Origin of the sequence: Pseudomonas sp. NPDC099000 (assembly GCF_044759925.1) — a bacterium.
In the GTDB taxonomy this organism is placed as follows: domain Bacteria; phylum Pseudomonadota; class Gammaproteobacteria; order Pseudomonadales; family Pseudomonadaceae; genus Aquipseudomonas.
Map to the genome: position 1 here is coordinate 55187 of NZ_JBIWAF010000023.1, position 16753 is coordinate 71939.

Genomic DNA, 16753 nt, shown 5'->3' on the forward strand with positions numbered 1-16753 from the left:
TGTGGCGAGGGGGCTTGCCCCCGTTCGGCTGCGAAGCAGTCGCAAAATCTGTAAATGCAGTTTGCAAGTAAAATGCCGGGGCCGCTTCGCTGCCCAACGGGGGCAAGCCCCCTCGCCACAAAGGCTCACTCAGGGATTGGTGTGTGGCTCAGGTGCGGGGCAGGCGGATGACGGCGGTGAGGCCGCCGCCGGGCGTTTCTTCCAGGCTCAACTGCCCACCCAATCGTTCCGCCGCCTCGCGGGCGATAGTCATACCGAGCCCGACGCCGCCCGAATTGCGATTACGCGAACCTTCCAGCCGAAAGAACGGCTCGAACACCGCCTCACGTTTGTCCGCCGCAATACCCGGCCCGTGGTCGATGACCCGGATCACCAGTTGCTCACGGTTGTCTTCGAGGGTGATCAGCGCGTGCCCGGCATAGCGCAGGGCATTGTCCAGCAGGTTATTGATGCATGAGCGCAAAGCCATCGGCTGCACTTGCAGCGGCGCGCAGTGGCCGCTGGCCTGGACGTCGGCCCCCTGGTCCTGGGCGTTTTCGCTCAAGGATTCCACCAGTGCTTGCACATCCATCCATTGCCCGGCTTCGCTGGTGCGCTGTTCGTGCAAGTAGGTGAGGGTGGCGTCGAGCATGCTGATCATGTCGTCCAGATCCTGGCGCATCTGACCTTGCAGCTTGTCGTCCTCAATCTGCTCCAGCCGCAGCTTGAGGCGAGAGAGCGGCGTGCGCAGGTCGTGGGACACCGCGCCGAGCATCCGCGAGCGCTGCTGCACCTGCTCGATAATTCGCTTCTGCATCAAATTGAAGGTGTAGGCCGCTTGCCGGGCTTCCCGTGGGCCGGACTCATCCAGCGGCGGGCTGTCGAGGTTTTCGCTCAAGCGTTCGGCGGCGTCGCTCAGCCGCTGGATCGGCCGGCTGAGCAGCTTGGCGCCATACCAGGCGGCGATGATCAGCGAGACAAACTGGAACGTCAGCGGCACCAACGGTCCGCCAAACCACGGTCGCGGCGGCCGGTTTTCGAAACGCGGGTCCATCGGCGGACGCTGTCCGTCCATGCCTTCGGAAAACTCCGGTGGCGGCGGCGGAGGCGGTGGGCCGTAATGGTGAAACCAGGCAAACGCCAACAAGTGCGCCAGGATGATCGCCAGCAGCAGCACGCCAAACAGGCGGCCGAACAGCGTATCGAAGCGCGCCCGCATCAGCCGATGTCTCTTGCGTCGAATAGATAACCCTCGCCGCGAACGGTCTTGATCAACTGCGGGGCTTTCGGGTCATCACCGAGCTTCTGGCGCAGGCGCGAGACCAGCAGGTCAATGCTGCGATCAAACGCTTCGATCGAACGACCACGGGCGGCGTCCAGCAGTTGTTCACGGCTGAGCACCCGACGCGGACGTTCGATGAACACCCAGAGCAGGCGGAATTCCGCGTTCGACAACGGCACCACCAAACCATCGGCGGCGATCAATTGGCGCAGCACGCTGTTCAGGCGCCAGTTGTCGAAGCGAATATTCCCACGCTGTTCGGTGCGATCATCGCGCACTCGACGCAGAATGGTCTGTATCCGCGCCACCAGTTCCCTTGGTTCGAACGGCTTGGCCATGTAGTCGTCGGCGCCCAGTTCCAGACCGATGATCCGGTCGGTGGGTTCACAGCGCGCGGTGAGCATCAGGATCGGAATGTCCGATTCGGCCCGCAGCCAGCGGCACAGCGACAACCCGTCCTCGCCGGGCAGCATCAGGTCGAGCACCACCACGTCGAAACGCTCTGCTTGCAACGCCAGGCGCATTGCGGCGCCGTCGGTGACGCCGCTGGCGTGAATGTTGAACCGGGCCAGGTAGTCGATCATCAGTTCGCGGATCGGGACGTCATCGTCGACGATCAGGGCGCGAATGCTCCAGCGTTTGTCGTCAGCGGGTGCTTTTTGATCGTCGTTCAGAGGGGCTGGGGTGCTGTGCATGCGTGCGTTCATCTGCCAGGTAGGCTGCCAACCACAAAGATGGGCTGCGAGGTTGTGGTTCCAGCATAGGCGTCCGGCCCGGAGGCGGGAAGTGCTGTAAGGACGTGTTGCGGCTGCCGAGGGTAGCGAGGAAGGGTGTTGTGGGCGTGTCGTGTGTGTATCGAACTCGACACAATCGCCGCAGGGGCTAGTCTTGCTGGAGTCTTCGGGACGATTTTACCGATCATCGGGTCCCGCAGTGGCGCTGGTTCCGCTACAATGCGCGCCGATTTCGTCCTGCCTGAGAGCCCGCACATGTCCGCCTGCCAGACTCCTATCATCGTCGCCCTGGATTTCCCCACCCGTGACGCCGCACTGAAGCTGGCCGACCAGTTGGACCCTAAGCTGTGCCGGGTCAAAGTCGGTAAGGAACTGTTCACCAGCTGCGCCTCGGAAATCGTCGGCACCCTGCGTGACAAGGGTTTCGAAGTGTTCCTGGACCTCAAGTTCCACGACATCCCGAACACCACCGCCATGGCGGTTAAAGCCGCGGCGGAAATGGGCGTGTGGATGGTCAACGTGCACTGCTCCGGCGGTCTGCGCATGATGGCCGCCTGCCGGGAAGTGCTCGATCAGCGTACCGGCCCCAAACCGCTGTTGATCGGCGTGACCGTGCTGACCAGCATGGAACGTGAAGATCTGGCGGGTATCGGCCTGGACATCGAGCCGCAGGAGCAGGTGCTGCGCTTGGCCGCACTGGCGGAAAAAGCCGGGATGGACGGTCTGGTGTGCTCGGCCCTGGAAGCCCAGGCCCTGAAATCGGCGCACCCGTCGCTGCAACTGGTGACCCCGGGGATTCGCCCGGCGGGCAGCGCCCAGGATGATCAGCGCCGTATCCTGACCCCGCGTCAGGCGCTGGATGCCGGTTCCGATTATCTGGTGATTGGCCGTCCGATCAGCCAGGCGGCGGATCCGGCCAAGGCGTTGGCTGCCGTAGTCGCCGAACTGGCTTAAGCGGCGACTGCTCAAACCATTCGCGGGCAAGCCTCACTCCTACAAGGGCACCACCGTACCTGTAGGAGCGAGGCTTGCCCGCGAAGCTTTTAAACCTTCAACACCAACTTTCCGAAATTCTCGCCGCTGAATAGCTTCATAAGCGTCTCCGGGAACGTCTCCAGTCCTTCAACAATATCTTCCTTGCTCTTGAGCTGCCCCTTGGCCATCCACCCGGCCATTTCCTGTCCGGCGGCAGCGAACTGCGCGGCGTAGTCCATCACCACGAAGCCTTCCATTCGCGCGCGGTTGACCAGCAACGACAGGTAGTTGGCCGGGCCCTTGACCGCTTCCTTGTTGTTGTACTGGCTGATGGCGCCACAAATCACCACCCGCGCCTTCATGTTCAAGCGACCCAGCACCGCGTCGAGAATATCGCCGCCGACGTTATCGAAATACACGTCCACACCTTTCGGGCATTCACGTTTCAGGCCGGCATGCACGTCTTCGCTCTTGTAGTCGATGGCGCCGTCAAAACCCAGTTCGTCGATCAGGAATTTGCACTTGTCCGCGCCGCCCGCGATGCCGATCACGCGGCAGCCTTTGATCTTGGCGATCTGCCCGGCAATGCTGCCCACTGCACCGGCCGCGCCGGACAGCACCACGGTGTCACCTTCCTTCGGTGCGCCGACATCGAGCAGCGCGAAATAGGCGGTCATCCCGGTCATGCCCAGCGCGGACAGGTAACGGGGCAGCGGTGCCAGTTTCGGATCGACCTTGTAGAAACCTCGTGGCTCGCCAAGGAAATAATCCTGCACGCCCAAGGCGCCGTTGACGTAATCCCCGACTGCAAACCCGGGATTGTTCGAGGCAACGACTTTGCCTACACCCAATGCGCGCATGACTTCGCCGATACCGACCGGCGGAATGTAGGACTTGCCCTCGTTCATCCAGCCACGCATGGCCGGGTCCAGGGACAGGTATTCGTTTTTGACCAGGATCTGACCCGCAGCCGGTTCGCCGACTGGCACTTCTTGATAGGTAAAGGTCTCGCGGGTAGCCGCGCCCACCGGACGTTTGGCGAGCAGGAACTGGCGATTGGTCTGGGTAGTCATGACAGGCACTCAAGATGAATGAAGCCTTGTTGATAGACCTTCATGATCGATGCCGCAAGTTTGGCTGATGCGGCGAATGCACGTCGATCCAGTGCAGTGATAGTCAGTCCCGCAGTTCTATCACTGCAACTCATGCTCACTCAACCGGGCTTCTGATAGTGCTGCCGTGTCACACGTCCCTGTGGCTAGACTGAGAACACGCGATCCCCCGCATTCTTCTCTTTGAGGGCATAACAATGAGCATGACGTTTTCCGGCCAGGTCGCTGTGGTGACCGGCGCTGCCAACGGTATTGGCCGCGCGACCGCCCAGGCATTCGCCGCTGAAGGGTTGAAAGTGGTGGTGGCCGACATGGACACGGCCGGGGGCGAAGGTACTGTGGCACTGATTCGTACAGCGGGCGGCGAAGCGACCTTCGTGCGTTGCAACGTCACGCTGGAAAGCGATGTAAAAAATCTGATGGATGAGGTGGTGAATACCTACGGCCGTCTGGACTACGCCTTCAACAATGCCGGCATCGAGATCGAGAAAGGCAAACTGGCTGATGGCACCCTCGACGAGTTCGACGCGATCATAGGCGTCAACGTCAAAGGCGTCTGGCTGTGCATGAAGTACCAGTTGCCGTTGCTGCTGGCCCAGGGTGGCGGCGCAATCGTCAACACCGCTTCGGTGGCGGGCCTCGGTGCGGCGCCGAAGATGAGCATTTACGCGGCGTCGAAACACGCGGTGATCGGTCTGACCAAGTCGGCGGCGATTGAATACGCCAAGAAAAAGATTCGCGTGAACGCGGTGTGCCCGGCGGTGATCGACACCGACATGTTCCGTCGTGCCTATGAAGCGGACCCGAAGAAGGGCGAGTTCGCCAACGCCATGCACCCGGTCGGCCGCATCGGCAAGGTCGAGGAAATCGCCAGCGCCGTGCTGTATCTGTGCAGCGATGGCGCGGCGTTCACCACAGGCCACTCGCTGGCAGTGGACGGTGGTGTCACGGCGTTCTGACCCATCAAGACCTGCCCTGTAGGAAAAAGCCCGCATACGTGCGGGTTTTTTCATGGTGCCGTGGAAGAGGACGGACAATGTGTTTCAAATGGTTAGAACCGAGGGTTTTGGCGGCGTTGTCGCACATCCGATCCAGCGCACCTGTGATTAACTGCCCCCCGCAAATGGACAGGAGTTTGCTCGCTCATGGAATTGAGAATCGATCGACAGGCATTGGTGCCGGTCGTACAGCAAATCGTCGACGCGTTGGCCGTCTGGCTCCGTCAGAGCGAGGTGCTGCCAGGGACGCGTTTACCTTCTGCGCGGCACATCGCGCGGGTCAATCTGCTCAGTCAGTCAAGCGTCGTCGAAGCCTGTGAACGGTTGGTGACTCAAGGTGTGCTGGCGTCGCGTCATGGCGCCGGTTTCATTGTCGCCACGCCAACGCTGGCCACCCAAGGGCAACAGGATTGCCTCTGGTTCGAAGGGGCGGAACTGAAACAGGGCGGCTTCTCTGGCGAACTTAAATTGGGCTGTGGCGGGCTACCTGAAAGCTGGCGCGAAACTGACGACCTGAGCTACGCGATTCGTCAGGTCAGCCGTACCGACATGGCCGGGTTGTTCAACTACAGCACCTCCCGAGGCCTGCCTGCCTTGCGTCTGCAAATTCTCAAACGTCTTGGACAGCTCGGTATCGAAGTGGACGAAAACCGTATTCTGACCACCGCTGGTGCCAGTCAGGGCCTCGACCTGATCGTGCGCACCTTGCTCAAGCCGGGTGATTGCGTGGTGGTGGAAAGTCCGGGGTATCCACTGTTGTTTGACCTGCTCAGGCTGCACGGCGTGACGATGATCGAGGTGCCGCGTACCCCGCGCGGGCCCGACACGGCGCAACTTGAAGCTCTTTTGGTGAAGCACCGGCCCCGCGCGCTATTCATCAATAGTTTCTACCACAACCCGACGGGCAGTTGCCTGACGCCCGCAGTGGCGCAGCAGGTTTTGCAGTTGACCAAGACCCATGGCGTGCTGGTGATTGAAGATGACGTCTATGCGGATTTGCACTACGGCCCCGGCACGCGCCTCGCTGCGTTGGGGGGCGATGACAACGTGATCTACGTCGGCAGCTACTCGAAAACCCTCAGCAGTTCATTGCGGGTCGGCTTTGTCGTGGCCAGTGAAGGGGTTGTATCGCGGCTGGCCGAGGTCAAGATGATCAGCAGCATGGGCGCCTCAAGGTTCTGCGAGTCGGTGCTGACTTGCCTGCTGACCAGCGGCGCGTACCGCAAACTGGTCCAGCGTCAGCGCCAGCGTTTGAACGCGGACAGAGAGGCGGCCTTGCAAGTGCTCGAAGACGCCGAGTGGGAGGTTTTCGGCAAACCGGTCGGAGGCTTGTTTATCTGGGCGCGATCGCGGATGTCCGACTACGCTCAGGTGCGCAAACAGGCCAGGCGTTTCGGTGTGCTGCTGTCTTCTGCCACTGCCTTCAGTCCTGACGGCCAGGCGAATGATTGGCAGCGTATCAACGTGGCTTATGCCTGCGATCCTCGTGCCCGGGCATTTTTTCAGGCAACCGCTGCGAATCGACCTAAAACGTTCTGAAAACGACGTGGGCGTAGCTTTTTGCCATTATTCCAACGCCAGAGACTTGTGCTGGCCCATGCCCATTGCGAATCTGCGTCAACAGACTATGTCAGGGGACTAAGTGCAATGATTTCGGCCGTGCAAGGACGTTTTGCCAACCTCGGTATGGCAAAAAAAATGGGTGTCGGGTTTGTCTTGGTGCTGCTGCTGACGGCCCTGGTGGCAGCCATCGGCGTTTGGTCCCTGCAAACCATCAGTCATCGCTTCGACGGGCTCAAGCAGATGTCTTCGCTCAACAGCGGTTTGCTCAAGGTACGGTTGCTTGAACAGGATTACGCCTTGCACGGCAACCCGAAAACCGTCGATGCCCTGCACCAGGGCGTGGATGGCCTGATCGCCCTGGCGACGCAGCTCAAGGCTGCGTCAGCGGCCAACGTGCCGGTGATGAATGACGTCGAGCAGTCCCTGAGGGCTTATCGCAAGGCCTTCGACGAATTCGTCTCACTGAGTCAGGCCAAGGACCTGGCCCTTGAAATGGCCAGTTGGTCGGTGTCCAGCGTGGCCAATAACCTGGATGTCCTGCAAGCAGGGCTTGCCGACGATGGCGCCTATACCTTGAAGGAGTCCGAAGGCAAGGACGGCGGGCAGTTCATCGAGCAAGCCAATCAGGTCAGCCAGGTGTCGCGGCTGATGCTGCAGGCCATGAACGAAGCACGTGTGCGTCTGGACCAGAGCCGCAAGGGTGATGACAGCGCAGGCCAGGGCAAGATCGAGCAGGCCGATCAGGCGCAGGTTCAGGCCGAGCAGTTGAAAACCACGGTCAAGGATGAGGGCTATCAGACTGTCCTCAACGAAGTGGCAGGTCACATCACCAGTTTTAGCGAAAAACTGACTGAGTACACCGGTCTGTTGGCCCAGGAAAAAACCGTCTATGAGCAACTGCACCAGCGTGCTGCCCAGGTGGTGGAAAGGGTCGATCAGGCTTATGTCGCCGAAGACCAGTCGATGCAGGCCGAGTTGAAAAAGAACTCCATGCTGATCATCGGCTCCTCAGCGCTGGCATTGCTGGTCGGGTTGATTGCGGCGTGGGTGATTACCCGGTTGATCGTGGCGCCGCTGCGCAGTGTGATTCGTGTCGCGCAGCAGATCGCCGCGGGTGATTTGAGTGCGACGGTTGAAGTGACGCGCCGTGACGAAATCGGCCAGTTGATGCAGGCCATGCAGCAGATGGGGGCGGGACTGAGCACTATCGTCAGTGGTTTGCAGGCCGGGATCGAGCAGTTGGCGAGTTCGGCGCAATCGTTATCGGCGGTGACCGAGCAGACCAACCTGGAGGTCAGTAGCCAGAAGGAAGAAACCGAGCAGGTCGCCACGGCGATGAATCAGATGACGGCGACGGTGCACGATGTGGCGCGTAACGCGGAGGAAGCCGCTCAGGCTGCGCAAACCGCGGACGGTAAGGTGGAAAGTGGCCAGCAGGTGGTGCGTCAGAGCATGGCGCGGATCGAGCAGCTGGCGGACTCGGCGACGTCGGCCAGTTCGAGCATCGAAAGCCTGAGTGCGGAAATCCAGAACATCGGCACGGTGCTCAGTGTGATCAAGAGTGTCGCCGAGCAAACCAACCTGTTGGCGCTCAATGCGGCGATCGAGGCGGCACGGGCCGGCGAGCAGGGCAGGGGTTTTGCGGTCGTGGCGGATGAGGTTCGGGCGCTGGCCAAGCGCACTCAGCAATCGACCGAGGAGATTGAGCGTCTGGTGAGCGCCTTGCGTTCGGCGGCGCAGTCGTCTGTGCAGCAGATTCAGAACAGTGGTGAGCTGGTGAAGCTGGCGGTGAGTGACGCGTTGCAGACTGAGAGTGCGTTGGGGAGTATTGCGGCGGCGGTGTCGTTGATTCAGCAGATGAACCAGCAGATTGCGGCGGCTGCCGAGGAGCAGAGTTCGGTGGCCGAGGAGATTAATCGCAGTGTGACGAGTATTCGTGCGAGTGCGGATCAGTCTTCGTTGGCGATGCGGGGGAATGCGGCGTCGAGCATTGAGCTGGCGCAGTTGGGGGTTGAGTTGAAAGGGATGGTCGGGCACTTCCGGCTCTGATCTGTCTCCCGCGTATGTACACAGATCTCGTGTAGGAGTGAGCCTGCTCGCGATGGCGGCCTGATAGCCGACCATGTTCTTTCGGGTGTACATATCCATTTCTGCGGTAACGGCCACTTATGGTTTCGCCCTTACGGCGAGTCCCTTTTGTCAAACGCCACAAAAGGAACCAAAAAGTCTCGCCCCAAGCGTCCGGCCCCTCGCTAAGGCTCGGCGTACCTTCGCTCCGGTATCCATCCGGGGACACTGCCTTCCGGTCTGCTTCGCGACGACCTACATGCAGCGTGTTCGACTGCGTCGAACGGCGCTGCGCGCCACTCCCCGGATGAACACCTCCACTCAGCCTCCCGACGGGGCGGGTGGATCAAGATCAAAAGCTGCAGGCGAGCTAACGCTCGGCCTGATGAGTGGTGAGAAGCGCTTGGTGTACGCCGATCCATTGTGGGAGCTGGCTTGCCAGCGATGGCGGCCTGACAGCCGACCAGGCTCTAGCCGATGCACACCAAATCCCTGTGGGAGCTGGCTTGCCAGCGATGGCGACCTGACAGCCAACCAATCTTCCCCGGCATTACTCACCCACCGCAAAAAAAAGCCACCTCGCGGTGGCTTCTTTTTACTTTTTTTGATCAGTCGTAAATCACTTTCTTCTTCCAGTCCGCATCCGCCTCGACGTCTTTGAGGCCTACGTTCAATTGGTTCGCTTCGCTTTCAACCGCCGCGATGTTGTCCATCACCATGGCGTTGGCACGCGCCAGGAGTTTTTCCAGGTATTCGAGCTGTTCGGCGTAGACCTGCGGTTCCTGCTGTTTACGCAGGTATTGCACGCCGCGTTCGAAGGCGAGGCGGGCCTGGCCTGGCTGGTTTTGTTGCAGACAGTGCTGGCCGAGGTTGTTGAAGAACTCGATGTGCAGCAGGACCAGAATGTGCCGCACTTCGCGAATCCAGCGCTTGGCTTCGTTGGTCGGCAGGAAGCCGTCCTGTGCGGCGCGGGTGATTTGGCCGTGCAGGGCTTCGAGCAGGAAACGCACGTCCTTGGCCTTGGCTTCGGTCTGGATCGGTGCCGGCGGGTTGTTGACCGGGATCGATTCGCCTTGCGCGGCCAGGGCTTCGAGCTCGGTAATCCGGGCCCTGAGGTTGGAGCTGGTTTTTTCCAGGTTGAGCAAGCGCTGGCAAACGTTGAGTTCCAGGCGGGTCAGCAGCAGCTTGAGCGCAGGTGTCATCAGCTGACCGGGGAAGGTCTCGGTGATTTCGCCGCAGCGACGCAGGCGGTCGTTGAGTTCAACCTTGGTACGGGCCTTTTCCAGCTTGTTGTTTTCCACCACATGGTTCATGTAGCCAATGGCGATCAATAGTGCGATCCCGGCTACGACTAGCAGGGTGATCATGAGTGGTGTCACCGGTAAGACCTCTTTATAGGGTTCGCGATCGAGTGTAGTGGCTTGGCATTTGGGCGCATAGGGCCGCTCGACGAGTTGAATCGGTTGTGGCTATCTTTATATCGGCCGTGGTTCTACTTATATAAATGCTGGCAACGGTGGTTCAGATTGCCATCATCCTCAGCGGCGGACTATAACGTCTTGGTGGTTGCCAGAATATAGTCACCAAAGGTCAGGATAGGGAAAAGCCTGAATCCTGGCTGAAAGCGGGGCGAAGTCATTGATTTAAATAAATTTATATCTGGGGGTTGACGACCCCTCAATCCATCCATAGAATGCGCGCCACTTACAGCGTAAAGCACACAGCGAAACGCGGTAGGAAGTGAATGTTGTACGTGTGTCCCCTTCGTCTAGTGGCCTAGGACACCGCCCTTTCACGGCGGTAACAGGGGTTCGAGTCCCCTAGGGGACGCCAATGCGGGAATAGCTCAGTTGGTAGAGCACGACCTTGCCAAGGTCGGGGTCGCGAGTTCGAGTCTCGTTTCCCGCTCCAATTTTAAGCAGCGTTGCTTTCGGGCAGGGCTGAGTGAAGCCAGAGCCGACATCTTCGGATGCGGATTTGGGCACTGAAATACACACCATGTGTTTCAGTTAGCGTGTCCCCTTCGTCTAGTGGCCTAGGACACCGCCCTTTCACGGCGGTAACAGGGGTTCGAGTCCCCTAGGGGACGCCATTTGCGGGAATAGCTCAGTTGGTAGAGCACGACCTTGCCAAGGTCGGGGTCGCGAGTTCGAGTCTCGTTTCCCGCTCCATATTTAACGAAAACGCCGCTCAGCAATGAGCGGCGTTTTTGTTTGTGTGTCATTTATAAAAAGGACCCGAAGGCCCTTTTTTGTGGGTGCTGGCATCAAGACGATCAACGCGTCGGACCCGCCCCCACAGCGGGTCCGAAAAGGCGATCAGAGTTTCGGCAACTGCCCGATGCGCCCCATCATTTCCGTCACGATCTGCAGGTCCAGCAGGAACTGGTCGACGGTCTTGAACTCGTTGTCGGTGTGGCCGGTGTACTTGACCTCGGGTCTGGCCAGGCCGAATTGCACGCCATTGGGCAGTTCATGGACCGAGGTGGCGCCCGCAGAGGTGCCGTACTTGTGTTCCATGCCAAGGTTTTCGCTGGCCACGGCGAGCAAGGCCTTGACCCATTCACCTTCAGGGTTGCGGTACATCGGCTCGGCGATCGAGTAGTCGAAGGTCACTGCAACCTGAGTTTTTTTGCTCCAGGCACCAAGCTTGTCGGCGATTTCGGTCTTTAGCGTTTCCGGGGACTTGCCCTTCGGCACCCGCAGGTTGACCGCGAGCTTGAAGGCTTTATCGTCCATCCCGACATAGGTCAGGGAAGCGGTCAGCGGTCCCATGAAGGCATCGGAAAAACCAACCCCCAATTTACCCCCGAGGTAATCCAGGCCCCAGTTGTCCGCTGCATAACGGGCGGCATCGGTGATGTGGTTGTGCTTGAGCGCGACTTTGCCATCCAGGCTATTGATGAAGCCCAGCATTCTCGACACCGGGTTGACGCCGGATTCGGGCTCGGAGGAGTGGGCGGAAACGCCGGTGACCGTCAATTTGACGTCCTTGCCATCAACCTTGGCGGTGACGTCGAAGTTGCCGCCATTGCTTTTGGCATAATCGGCGCCGGCCTTCTGCAGGCTGGCGGCCAACTCGGCAGGCTTCTCACTCAAAAGGGTGACGACCGATGTCGACGGGATCTGGTTGGTGGCCATGCCGCCGGTCATCGAGATGATCTCGGCGCCCGTGCCCTCGGCCTTGCGCTTGGCAAAGTTCGCCATCACGGTGCCGTAGCCTTTCTCCGCAATCACTACCGGATAGCCGCCATCCAGCGCCAGGTTGTAGTTAGGTGTCGGGTTGTGTTCGAAGTAATAAGGGATGGCGTCGCCGGTGGTTTCTTCGGTGGTATCGACCAGCAGCTTGAAATTGCGCGCCAGCGGCAGCTTCTCTTCCTTGATGATCTTCATCGCATAAAGCGCTACCACGATGCCGTTCTTGTCATCCTCGGTGCCCCGGCCATACATGCGGTCGCCGATCAGGGTGACCTTGAACGGATCAAGTTTGGTGCCGTCTTTGAGGACCCAATTCTCCGGCGTTACGGGCACCACATCGGCATGCGCATGAATGCCCACGACTTCATCGCTGCTGCCTTCAAGGGAGATTTCATAGACGCGATTGTCGATGTTGCGAAAGTTCAGGTTGAACGCCTGGGCCAGGCCCTTGATCTTCTCGGCGATCTTGATGAATTCGGGATTGTCGTGCTGGTCAACGCCCTCGACGCGGAAGGTCGGGATGGCCACCAGCTCGCGCAGGGTCTCGGTGGCAGCGCTGCCGTATTTCACCCGTGCATAAAGGCCAAGCAGGCGATGGATTTCGTTCTGCTGGTCTAGAGTAAGGGTCTTGTTGTCGAGGAAGGCACTGATAGCGAGGCCGAGGTCGGCGGTTTTGCCGAGATCGCTCTTGGCCAGGCCTCCCAGGAATTGCCTGAAATCCGTGACCGATGCGTCACTGAAGGTCTTGAGGATCGCCGCGCTCTGTTGCGGGGTGATGTTGGCCTGTGCGGTCAGGGTGAACGACGAAAGGCTGGCCAGAATCAGGGTTGACGCAGCCAGGTGCTTGAGTGAGAAATTCATTGCAGGGGGCATTCCTTTGCAGGCAGTTGGTGAGAAGTTTCTGATCAATGAGACAGAAACGTTTCCAACCTAACACTGTAACGGAGTGTTACGGGAGCCCTGAAGTGGGATCTGTCGCACAGAAATGCAAAAGCGGCGCACAAACGAAAAAGGCCCGCCAGTCTGACTGAGCGGGCCTTTTGCGTTTCAGACGGTTTTACATCGAGAGGATCAAGCGTCCGGCGAACAGGATCAGAATCACCCCCATGGTGCGTTCGAACCAATGCCCCATACGTATGAACAGCAATCGTACCCGGGCACTGGAAAAGAACAGCGCGACGATCACGAACCACAACGCGTTCACAAAACACATCCAAATCCCATACAGCGCCTGGATCTTCAAGGGTGTCGTGGCGCTGATGAGTGTGGTGAAAATCGCCAGGAAAAACAGCGTCGCCTTGGGGTTGGTTGCGTTGGTCAGAAAACCGGTGGTGAACGCCTTCAGCAGCGTTTGCTCGACGACCGGCTCCTCGGCGACTTTGTCTCCCTCAAGCGCGGACTTGGGTTTGCTGCGCAGCAGGCTGACACCGAGGTACAAAATGTAAGCGCCACCCACCACCTTGGCCACGGTCAATAACCAAGGCGTCGTGTGCATCAACGCGCCGACCCCGAGCAGGGTGTAAAGCACGTGCACGGAAATCCCCGCACCGATGCCCAAGGCCGTGCAGATCCCGACCAGGCGGCCGAAACGCACACTCTGACGGATAGTGACAGCGAAGTCCGGTCCGGGGGCGACCACAGCCAGAAAGTGAATGGTTGCCAGCGCCAGGAACTCGCCCAGGTAATTCGAAAGCATTTCAACTCCAGAAAGTAAGGGGTGAAGCATTGCCGCGATAGCCGACAAAGAACGAAAGGCTCAATCGCGGATCTGCCACGCCCGGCGTCACCGAGTGCATGCAGCGCGAATTGAACATGATGAAATCACCCGGCTCAGGACGAATCTCCAGGGTCGGCGTGCCGAGCAGGACCGGGTCGATGCCGTAGCTGTCGCCACGCATCTCGTCGAATTGATCCGGAGAAATATCGTGGTCCCACATCTGCAAGGCGCCACCCTCGGTGGGCATGTTCAGGTAAACGTTGCAGGCGAACTGCGCTTCCAGGCTTCTGGCCTGGTAACTGTCCGGGGCGTCCTTGGCGAAAATGTCGTGATGGGCCAGGAAGCACACCCCAGGTTTCACCACGCGGGACAGCCCGACATACATCTTTCGGCCGTAGAGATTTTCCAGGTGCGCACCCGCCGGCCAGGACTCATCGAGCATGCAGCGCAGGGTGTCGACCGGGGACGAGTAGGGTGCGCAGCGATTACGCAACTCCGTGATGTTGCGCGAGGCATGCTCGAAATAATCTTCGATCAGCAACGGCTGGTTTTCCGCCTCATAAAACGCCATGCCGATGCGACCGATGCTCGGCGCATTGATATAGCCTTCGAAGCCCGGGGCAAGAATCTTGTCGCCAATCTCAATGGCCAACGGCCGGGGCAGCAGGCCTTTAACGCGGATGGCGAGGACTTCTTCATTGGCCAGTTTTTTTATGCACGTCTCATCGAGACGCTCGACGTCAAGCATCATGTCTTAGGTCCATCTATCAGATAGTCAACAGAACCCGCGAACGCAGGCTCCCCCGGCGCCAGGCGATGACGGGGACGCCATCGCCCAAATGCTCAATCCACGCTGTAGTGGACTGACAGCGTTCCCTTTTTCAGTGAAAGGGAAGCGATCGTGACCGTGCCCAAATCCTTCAGGCTACGTACATGGGTGCCGCCGCAGCCGTAGGCGGGCAGCTCACCGAAACCAATTTCCCGAGCGCCTTCGCGCATCGACGTCAGGCGTGGCAGATCATGGGCAACCCATTGCTCGATGCCGTGCTGAAGTATTTCAGCGTCTACCTCTTTTGCCGACTCTGACGGTTTGAACTGCACGCGTCCTTCGCCTGGCCAGTGATGAGCCTTGATCGGCATCCAGCCCAGGGCCTGGACAAAATGGCCGATCAGGTGACCGGCCGAATGCATGCGCGAATTGAGCTGGCGGCGTTGCTCGTCAATCCGGATCTGGGTCATGCCGAGTTTTACCGGCTGATCGACAAAATGAATGATCCGGTCCGGGTCCTGCACCACGCGCAGCACCTGGCTTTCGCCAATCCAGCCGGTATCGAAAGGCTGACCGCCACCCTGGGGGTGAAACAAGGTGGCGCGCAGCACCACCGCAAACTCGTTCTCCTGGGGCGTGCAATCCAGGACTTCCACATTGGCCTTGAGGTCATCACTATGGAAAAAGAGGCGAAGCGTCATATTCCATGTCCTCATTAAAGTTTCTTTTTTTATTATATGAAGCGTGGAATTGCGTGATAATCCGTTCAAACATCAAAGGACTGTTGCGCTGTGAGCATAAATCTTCCACTGCCACTGCTGGGTGAAATGGCGATTTTCGTCAAGGTTGTCGAGACCGGCAGCTTTTCCGAAGCGGCTCGCCAATTGGGCTCTTCACCGTCGGCGGTGAGTCGCAGTATTTCGCGTCTGGAAAAAGCGTTGGCCACGCGTCTGCTGCAGCGAACCACGCGCAAGCTGCGCTTGAGTGACGGTGGCGAAGAGGTGTTCAAGCGCTGCCAGGAAATGGTCAGTGCGGCCAAGTCCGTGATGGAAATCAGCGGGCAGTACACCCATGAAGCGGAAGGGCTGGTGCGGGTCAGCGTGCCCAAGGCGGTCGGCCGATTTGTGATTCACCCGCATATGCCGGAATTTCTGCGCCGTTATCCCAAAGTGGATGTGGAGCTGTTGCTTGAGGATCGGCAGGTGGATCTGATCGACGACAACGTTGATCTGGCGATCCGTATTACTGATCGACCACCCGCTGGGTTGGTCGGGCGGCAGTTGCTGACCATCGACCATTTGCTCTGCGCGACGCCGCAGTACCTGGCCGAACATGGCACGCCGACGCATCCCCATGACTTGCTCAACCACAGCTGCATCTACCTGGGTGAAACCCCGAGCGATGCGCGCTGGAAATTCAAGAAAGGCACCAAGGCTGTGACGGTCGGAGTACGCGGCCGTTATGCGGCGAATCACACGGGCGTGCGACTGGGCGCGGTGTTGCAGCACATCGGGATTGGCAGTCTGCCGTATTTCACCGCGCGTTATGCGCTGGAACAGGGGTTGATTGTGCAAGTGCTGCCGGACTGGACGTTCCTCGCGTCTTACCATGGCGGCGCCTGGTTGCTGCATTCGCCGACGCGGTATTTGCCGCCGAAGTTGCGGGTGTTTATTGATTATCTGGTGGAGTGTCTGGAGAAGGAGCCGACCCTGAGCAAGCCGGGGAAGCTGGGTAAGGTCGCGGCGGAATATGAGTTGCCTGAGAGTGATGGGTTGCTTTGACGGACGCCTTCGCGGGCAAGCCTCGCTCCTACAGGGATCGCGGACAACCATGTAGGAGCAAGGCTTGCCCGCGAAGGCGTCCTCGGCAATGCCACAAAAAAGGCCCGCATGAATAACCATGCGGGCCTTTAGCATTTCTAGCCGAGAATCAGTGCTTCGGCTCGTCGTTCGACATTGCCAGCAGCTGTTTTTCCTGATTCCAGTCGAAAGGTTCGTCGTTCTGTTCGGCTTCGAAACGACGCTCTTCCAGTGCCTGGTACAAATCGATTTCATCATCGGGCATGTAATGCAGGCAGTCACCGGCGAAGTACCACAACAGGTCACGTGGGACCAGGTGGGCGATTTGCGGATAACGGGTAATTACCTGGCACAGAATGTCCTGGCCCAGGTATTGGCTTTCGATCGGGTCGACCGGCAGCAATGCACGCAGTTCGTCGAAGCGCTCCAGGAACAAGGCATGGCTTTCTTCGGGAACCTGTTCGGCCTCACCTACGGCGACCAGGATGCTGCGCAGGTGGTCGAGCAAGACAAGATGATCGGCAACGACGTTGGACACGAGATAAGTCCTCAAGAGCAAAA

The 16753-nt window shown here is 59.3% G+C and carries 14 protein-coding genes, 4 tRNA genes and 1 pseudogene; 10 read left to right on the forward strand and 9 right to left on the reverse strand.

The window, feature by feature from the left end:
• Window positions 1–148: 148 nt before the first annotated feature.
• Both ACIQV9_RS22395 and ACIQV9_RS22400 read right to left on the reverse strand, forming a co-directional pair.
• A complete protein-coding gene (locus ACIQV9_RS22395; protein WP_403106045.1) occupies window positions 149–1198 on the reverse strand; it encodes a sensor histidine kinase in 1050 nt (349 codons plus the stop codon).
• A complete protein-coding gene (locus tag ACIQV9_RS22400) occupies window positions 1198–1956 on the reverse strand; it encodes a response regulator (RefSeq protein WP_403106047.1) in 759 nt (252 codons plus the stop codon). The genes ACIQV9_RS22395 and ACIQV9_RS22400 overlap by 1 nt, the downstream gene beginning before the upstream one ends.
• A gap of 294 nt (window positions 1957–2250) precedes the next feature.
• On the opposite strand from ACIQV9_RS22400, the gene pyrF reads away from it, so the two are divergent.
• Entirely contained in the window at window positions 2251–2949 is a 699-nt protein-coding gene (pyrF, locus tag ACIQV9_RS22405) for an orotidine-5'-phosphate decarboxylase (protein ID WP_008148060.1), read from the forward strand.
• 89 nt (window positions 2950–3038) lie between these two features.
• On the opposite strand, the gene ACIQV9_RS22410 is transcribed toward pyrF, so the two are convergent.
• Window positions 3039–4043, reverse strand: a complete 1005-nt coding sequence (locus tag ACIQV9_RS22410) for an NADP-dependent oxidoreductase (RefSeq protein ID WP_403106050.1) — start codon at window positions 4041–4043, stop codon at window positions 3039–3041.
• A gap of 236 nt (window positions 4044–4279) precedes the next feature.
• Here ACIQV9_RS22410 and ACIQV9_RS22415 point away from each other — a divergent pair, with 236 nt between their 5' ends.
• The 4 genes and pseudogenes from ACIQV9_RS22415 to ACIQV9_RS22430 all read left to right on the forward strand — a co-directional run bounded on the left by ACIQV9_RS22415 (window position 4280) and on the right by ACIQV9_RS22430 (window position 8692).
• Window positions 4280–5041, forward strand: a complete 762-nt coding sequence (locus ACIQV9_RS22415; protein ID WP_403106053.1) for an SDR family oxidoreductase — start codon at window positions 4280–4282, stop codon at window positions 5039–5041.
• 186 nt (window positions 5042–5227) lie between these two features.
• Entirely contained in the window at window positions 5228–6619 is a 1392-nt protein-coding gene (locus ACIQV9_RS22420; RefSeq protein WP_403106056.1) for a PLP-dependent aminotransferase family protein, read from the forward strand.
• A gap of 1014 nt (window positions 6620–7633) precedes the next feature.
• A pseudogene (locus ACIQV9_RS22425) lies at window positions 7634–7831 on the forward strand (HAMP domain-containing protein); the annotation flags it as partial.
• Window positions 7829–8692, forward strand: coding sequence for a methyl-accepting chemotaxis protein (locus tag ACIQV9_RS22430; RefSeq protein ID WP_370654447.1), 864 nt, complete (start codon window positions 7829–7831; stop codon window positions 8690–8692). The pseudogene ACIQV9_RS22425 and the gene ACIQV9_RS22430, both read left to right, overlap by 3 nt.
• Window positions 8693–9318: 626 nt before the next feature.
• On the opposite strand, the gene ACIQV9_RS22435 is transcribed toward ACIQV9_RS22430, so the two are convergent.
• Window positions 9319–10089, reverse strand: a complete 771-nt coding sequence (locus ACIQV9_RS22435) for a hypothetical protein (RefSeq protein ID WP_403106058.1) — start codon at window positions 10087–10089, stop codon at window positions 9319–9321.
• A gap of 378 nt (window positions 10090–10467) precedes the next feature.
• On the opposite strand from ACIQV9_RS22435, the gene ACIQV9_RS22440 reads away from it, so the two are divergent.
• From ACIQV9_RS22440 to ACIQV9_RS22455, 4 genes are all read left to right on the forward strand, one after another.
• Window positions 10468–10543, forward strand: a tRNA-Glu gene (locus ACIQV9_RS22440).
• 2 nt (window positions 10544–10545) lie between these two features.
• Window positions 10546–10621, forward strand: a tRNA-Gly gene (locus ACIQV9_RS22445).
• A 105-nt stretch (window positions 10622–10726) separates the two neighbouring features.
• Window positions 10727–10802 (forward strand) — tRNA-Glu (locus tag ACIQV9_RS22450).
• Between the two features lie 3 nt (window positions 10803–10805).
• Window positions 10806–10881: transfer RNA gene (locus ACIQV9_RS22455), tRNA-Gly, on the forward strand.
• Window positions 10882–11028: 147 nt separating this feature from the next.
• Here ACIQV9_RS22455 and ACIQV9_RS22460 read toward each other — a convergent pair.
• From ACIQV9_RS22460 to ACIQV9_RS22475, 4 genes are all read right to left on the reverse strand, one after another.
• Entirely contained in the window at window positions 11029–12768 is a 1740-nt protein-coding gene (locus ACIQV9_RS22460) for a dipeptidase (protein ID WP_403106061.1), read from the reverse strand.
• A 196-nt stretch (window positions 12769–12964) separates the two neighbouring features.
• Window positions 12965–13603: a LysE family translocator gene (locus ACIQV9_RS22465; RefSeq protein WP_403106064.1), complete on the reverse strand. Its 639-nt coding sequence runs from the start codon at window positions 13601–13603 to the stop codon at window positions 12965–12967.
• A gap of 1 nt (window position 13604) precedes the next feature.
• Complete coding sequence (locus ACIQV9_RS22470) at window positions 13605–14375, reverse strand: 2OG-Fe(II) oxygenase (RefSeq protein ID WP_403106067.1); 771 nt, start codon at window positions 14373–14375, stop codon at window positions 13605–13607.
• A gap of 92 nt (window positions 14376–14467) precedes the next feature.
• The gene (locus ACIQV9_RS22475; protein ID WP_403106070.1) at window positions 14468–15094 is read right to left on the reverse strand and encodes an alanyl-tRNA editing protein; all 627 of its coding nucleotides are present in this window, start codon (window positions 15092–15094) and stop codon (window positions 14468–14470) included.
• Between the two features lie 90 nt (window positions 15095–15184).
• Between ACIQV9_RS22475 and ACIQV9_RS22480 the strand changes: the two genes are divergently transcribed.
• On the forward strand, window positions 15185–16174 hold the full coding sequence (locus ACIQV9_RS22480) for a LysR family transcriptional regulator (protein WP_403106072.1): 990 nt from the start codon (window positions 15185–15187) through the stop codon (window positions 16172–16174).
• A gap of 148 nt (window positions 16175–16322) precedes the next feature.
• Here ACIQV9_RS22480 and ACIQV9_RS22485 read toward each other — a convergent pair whose 3' ends face one another.
• The gene (locus ACIQV9_RS22485) at window positions 16323–16730 is read right to left on the reverse strand and encodes a PA2817 family protein (RefSeq protein ID WP_010461909.1); all 408 of its coding nucleotides are present in this window, start codon (window positions 16728–16730) and stop codon (window positions 16323–16325) included.
• Window positions 16731–16753 lie beyond the last annotated feature (23 nt).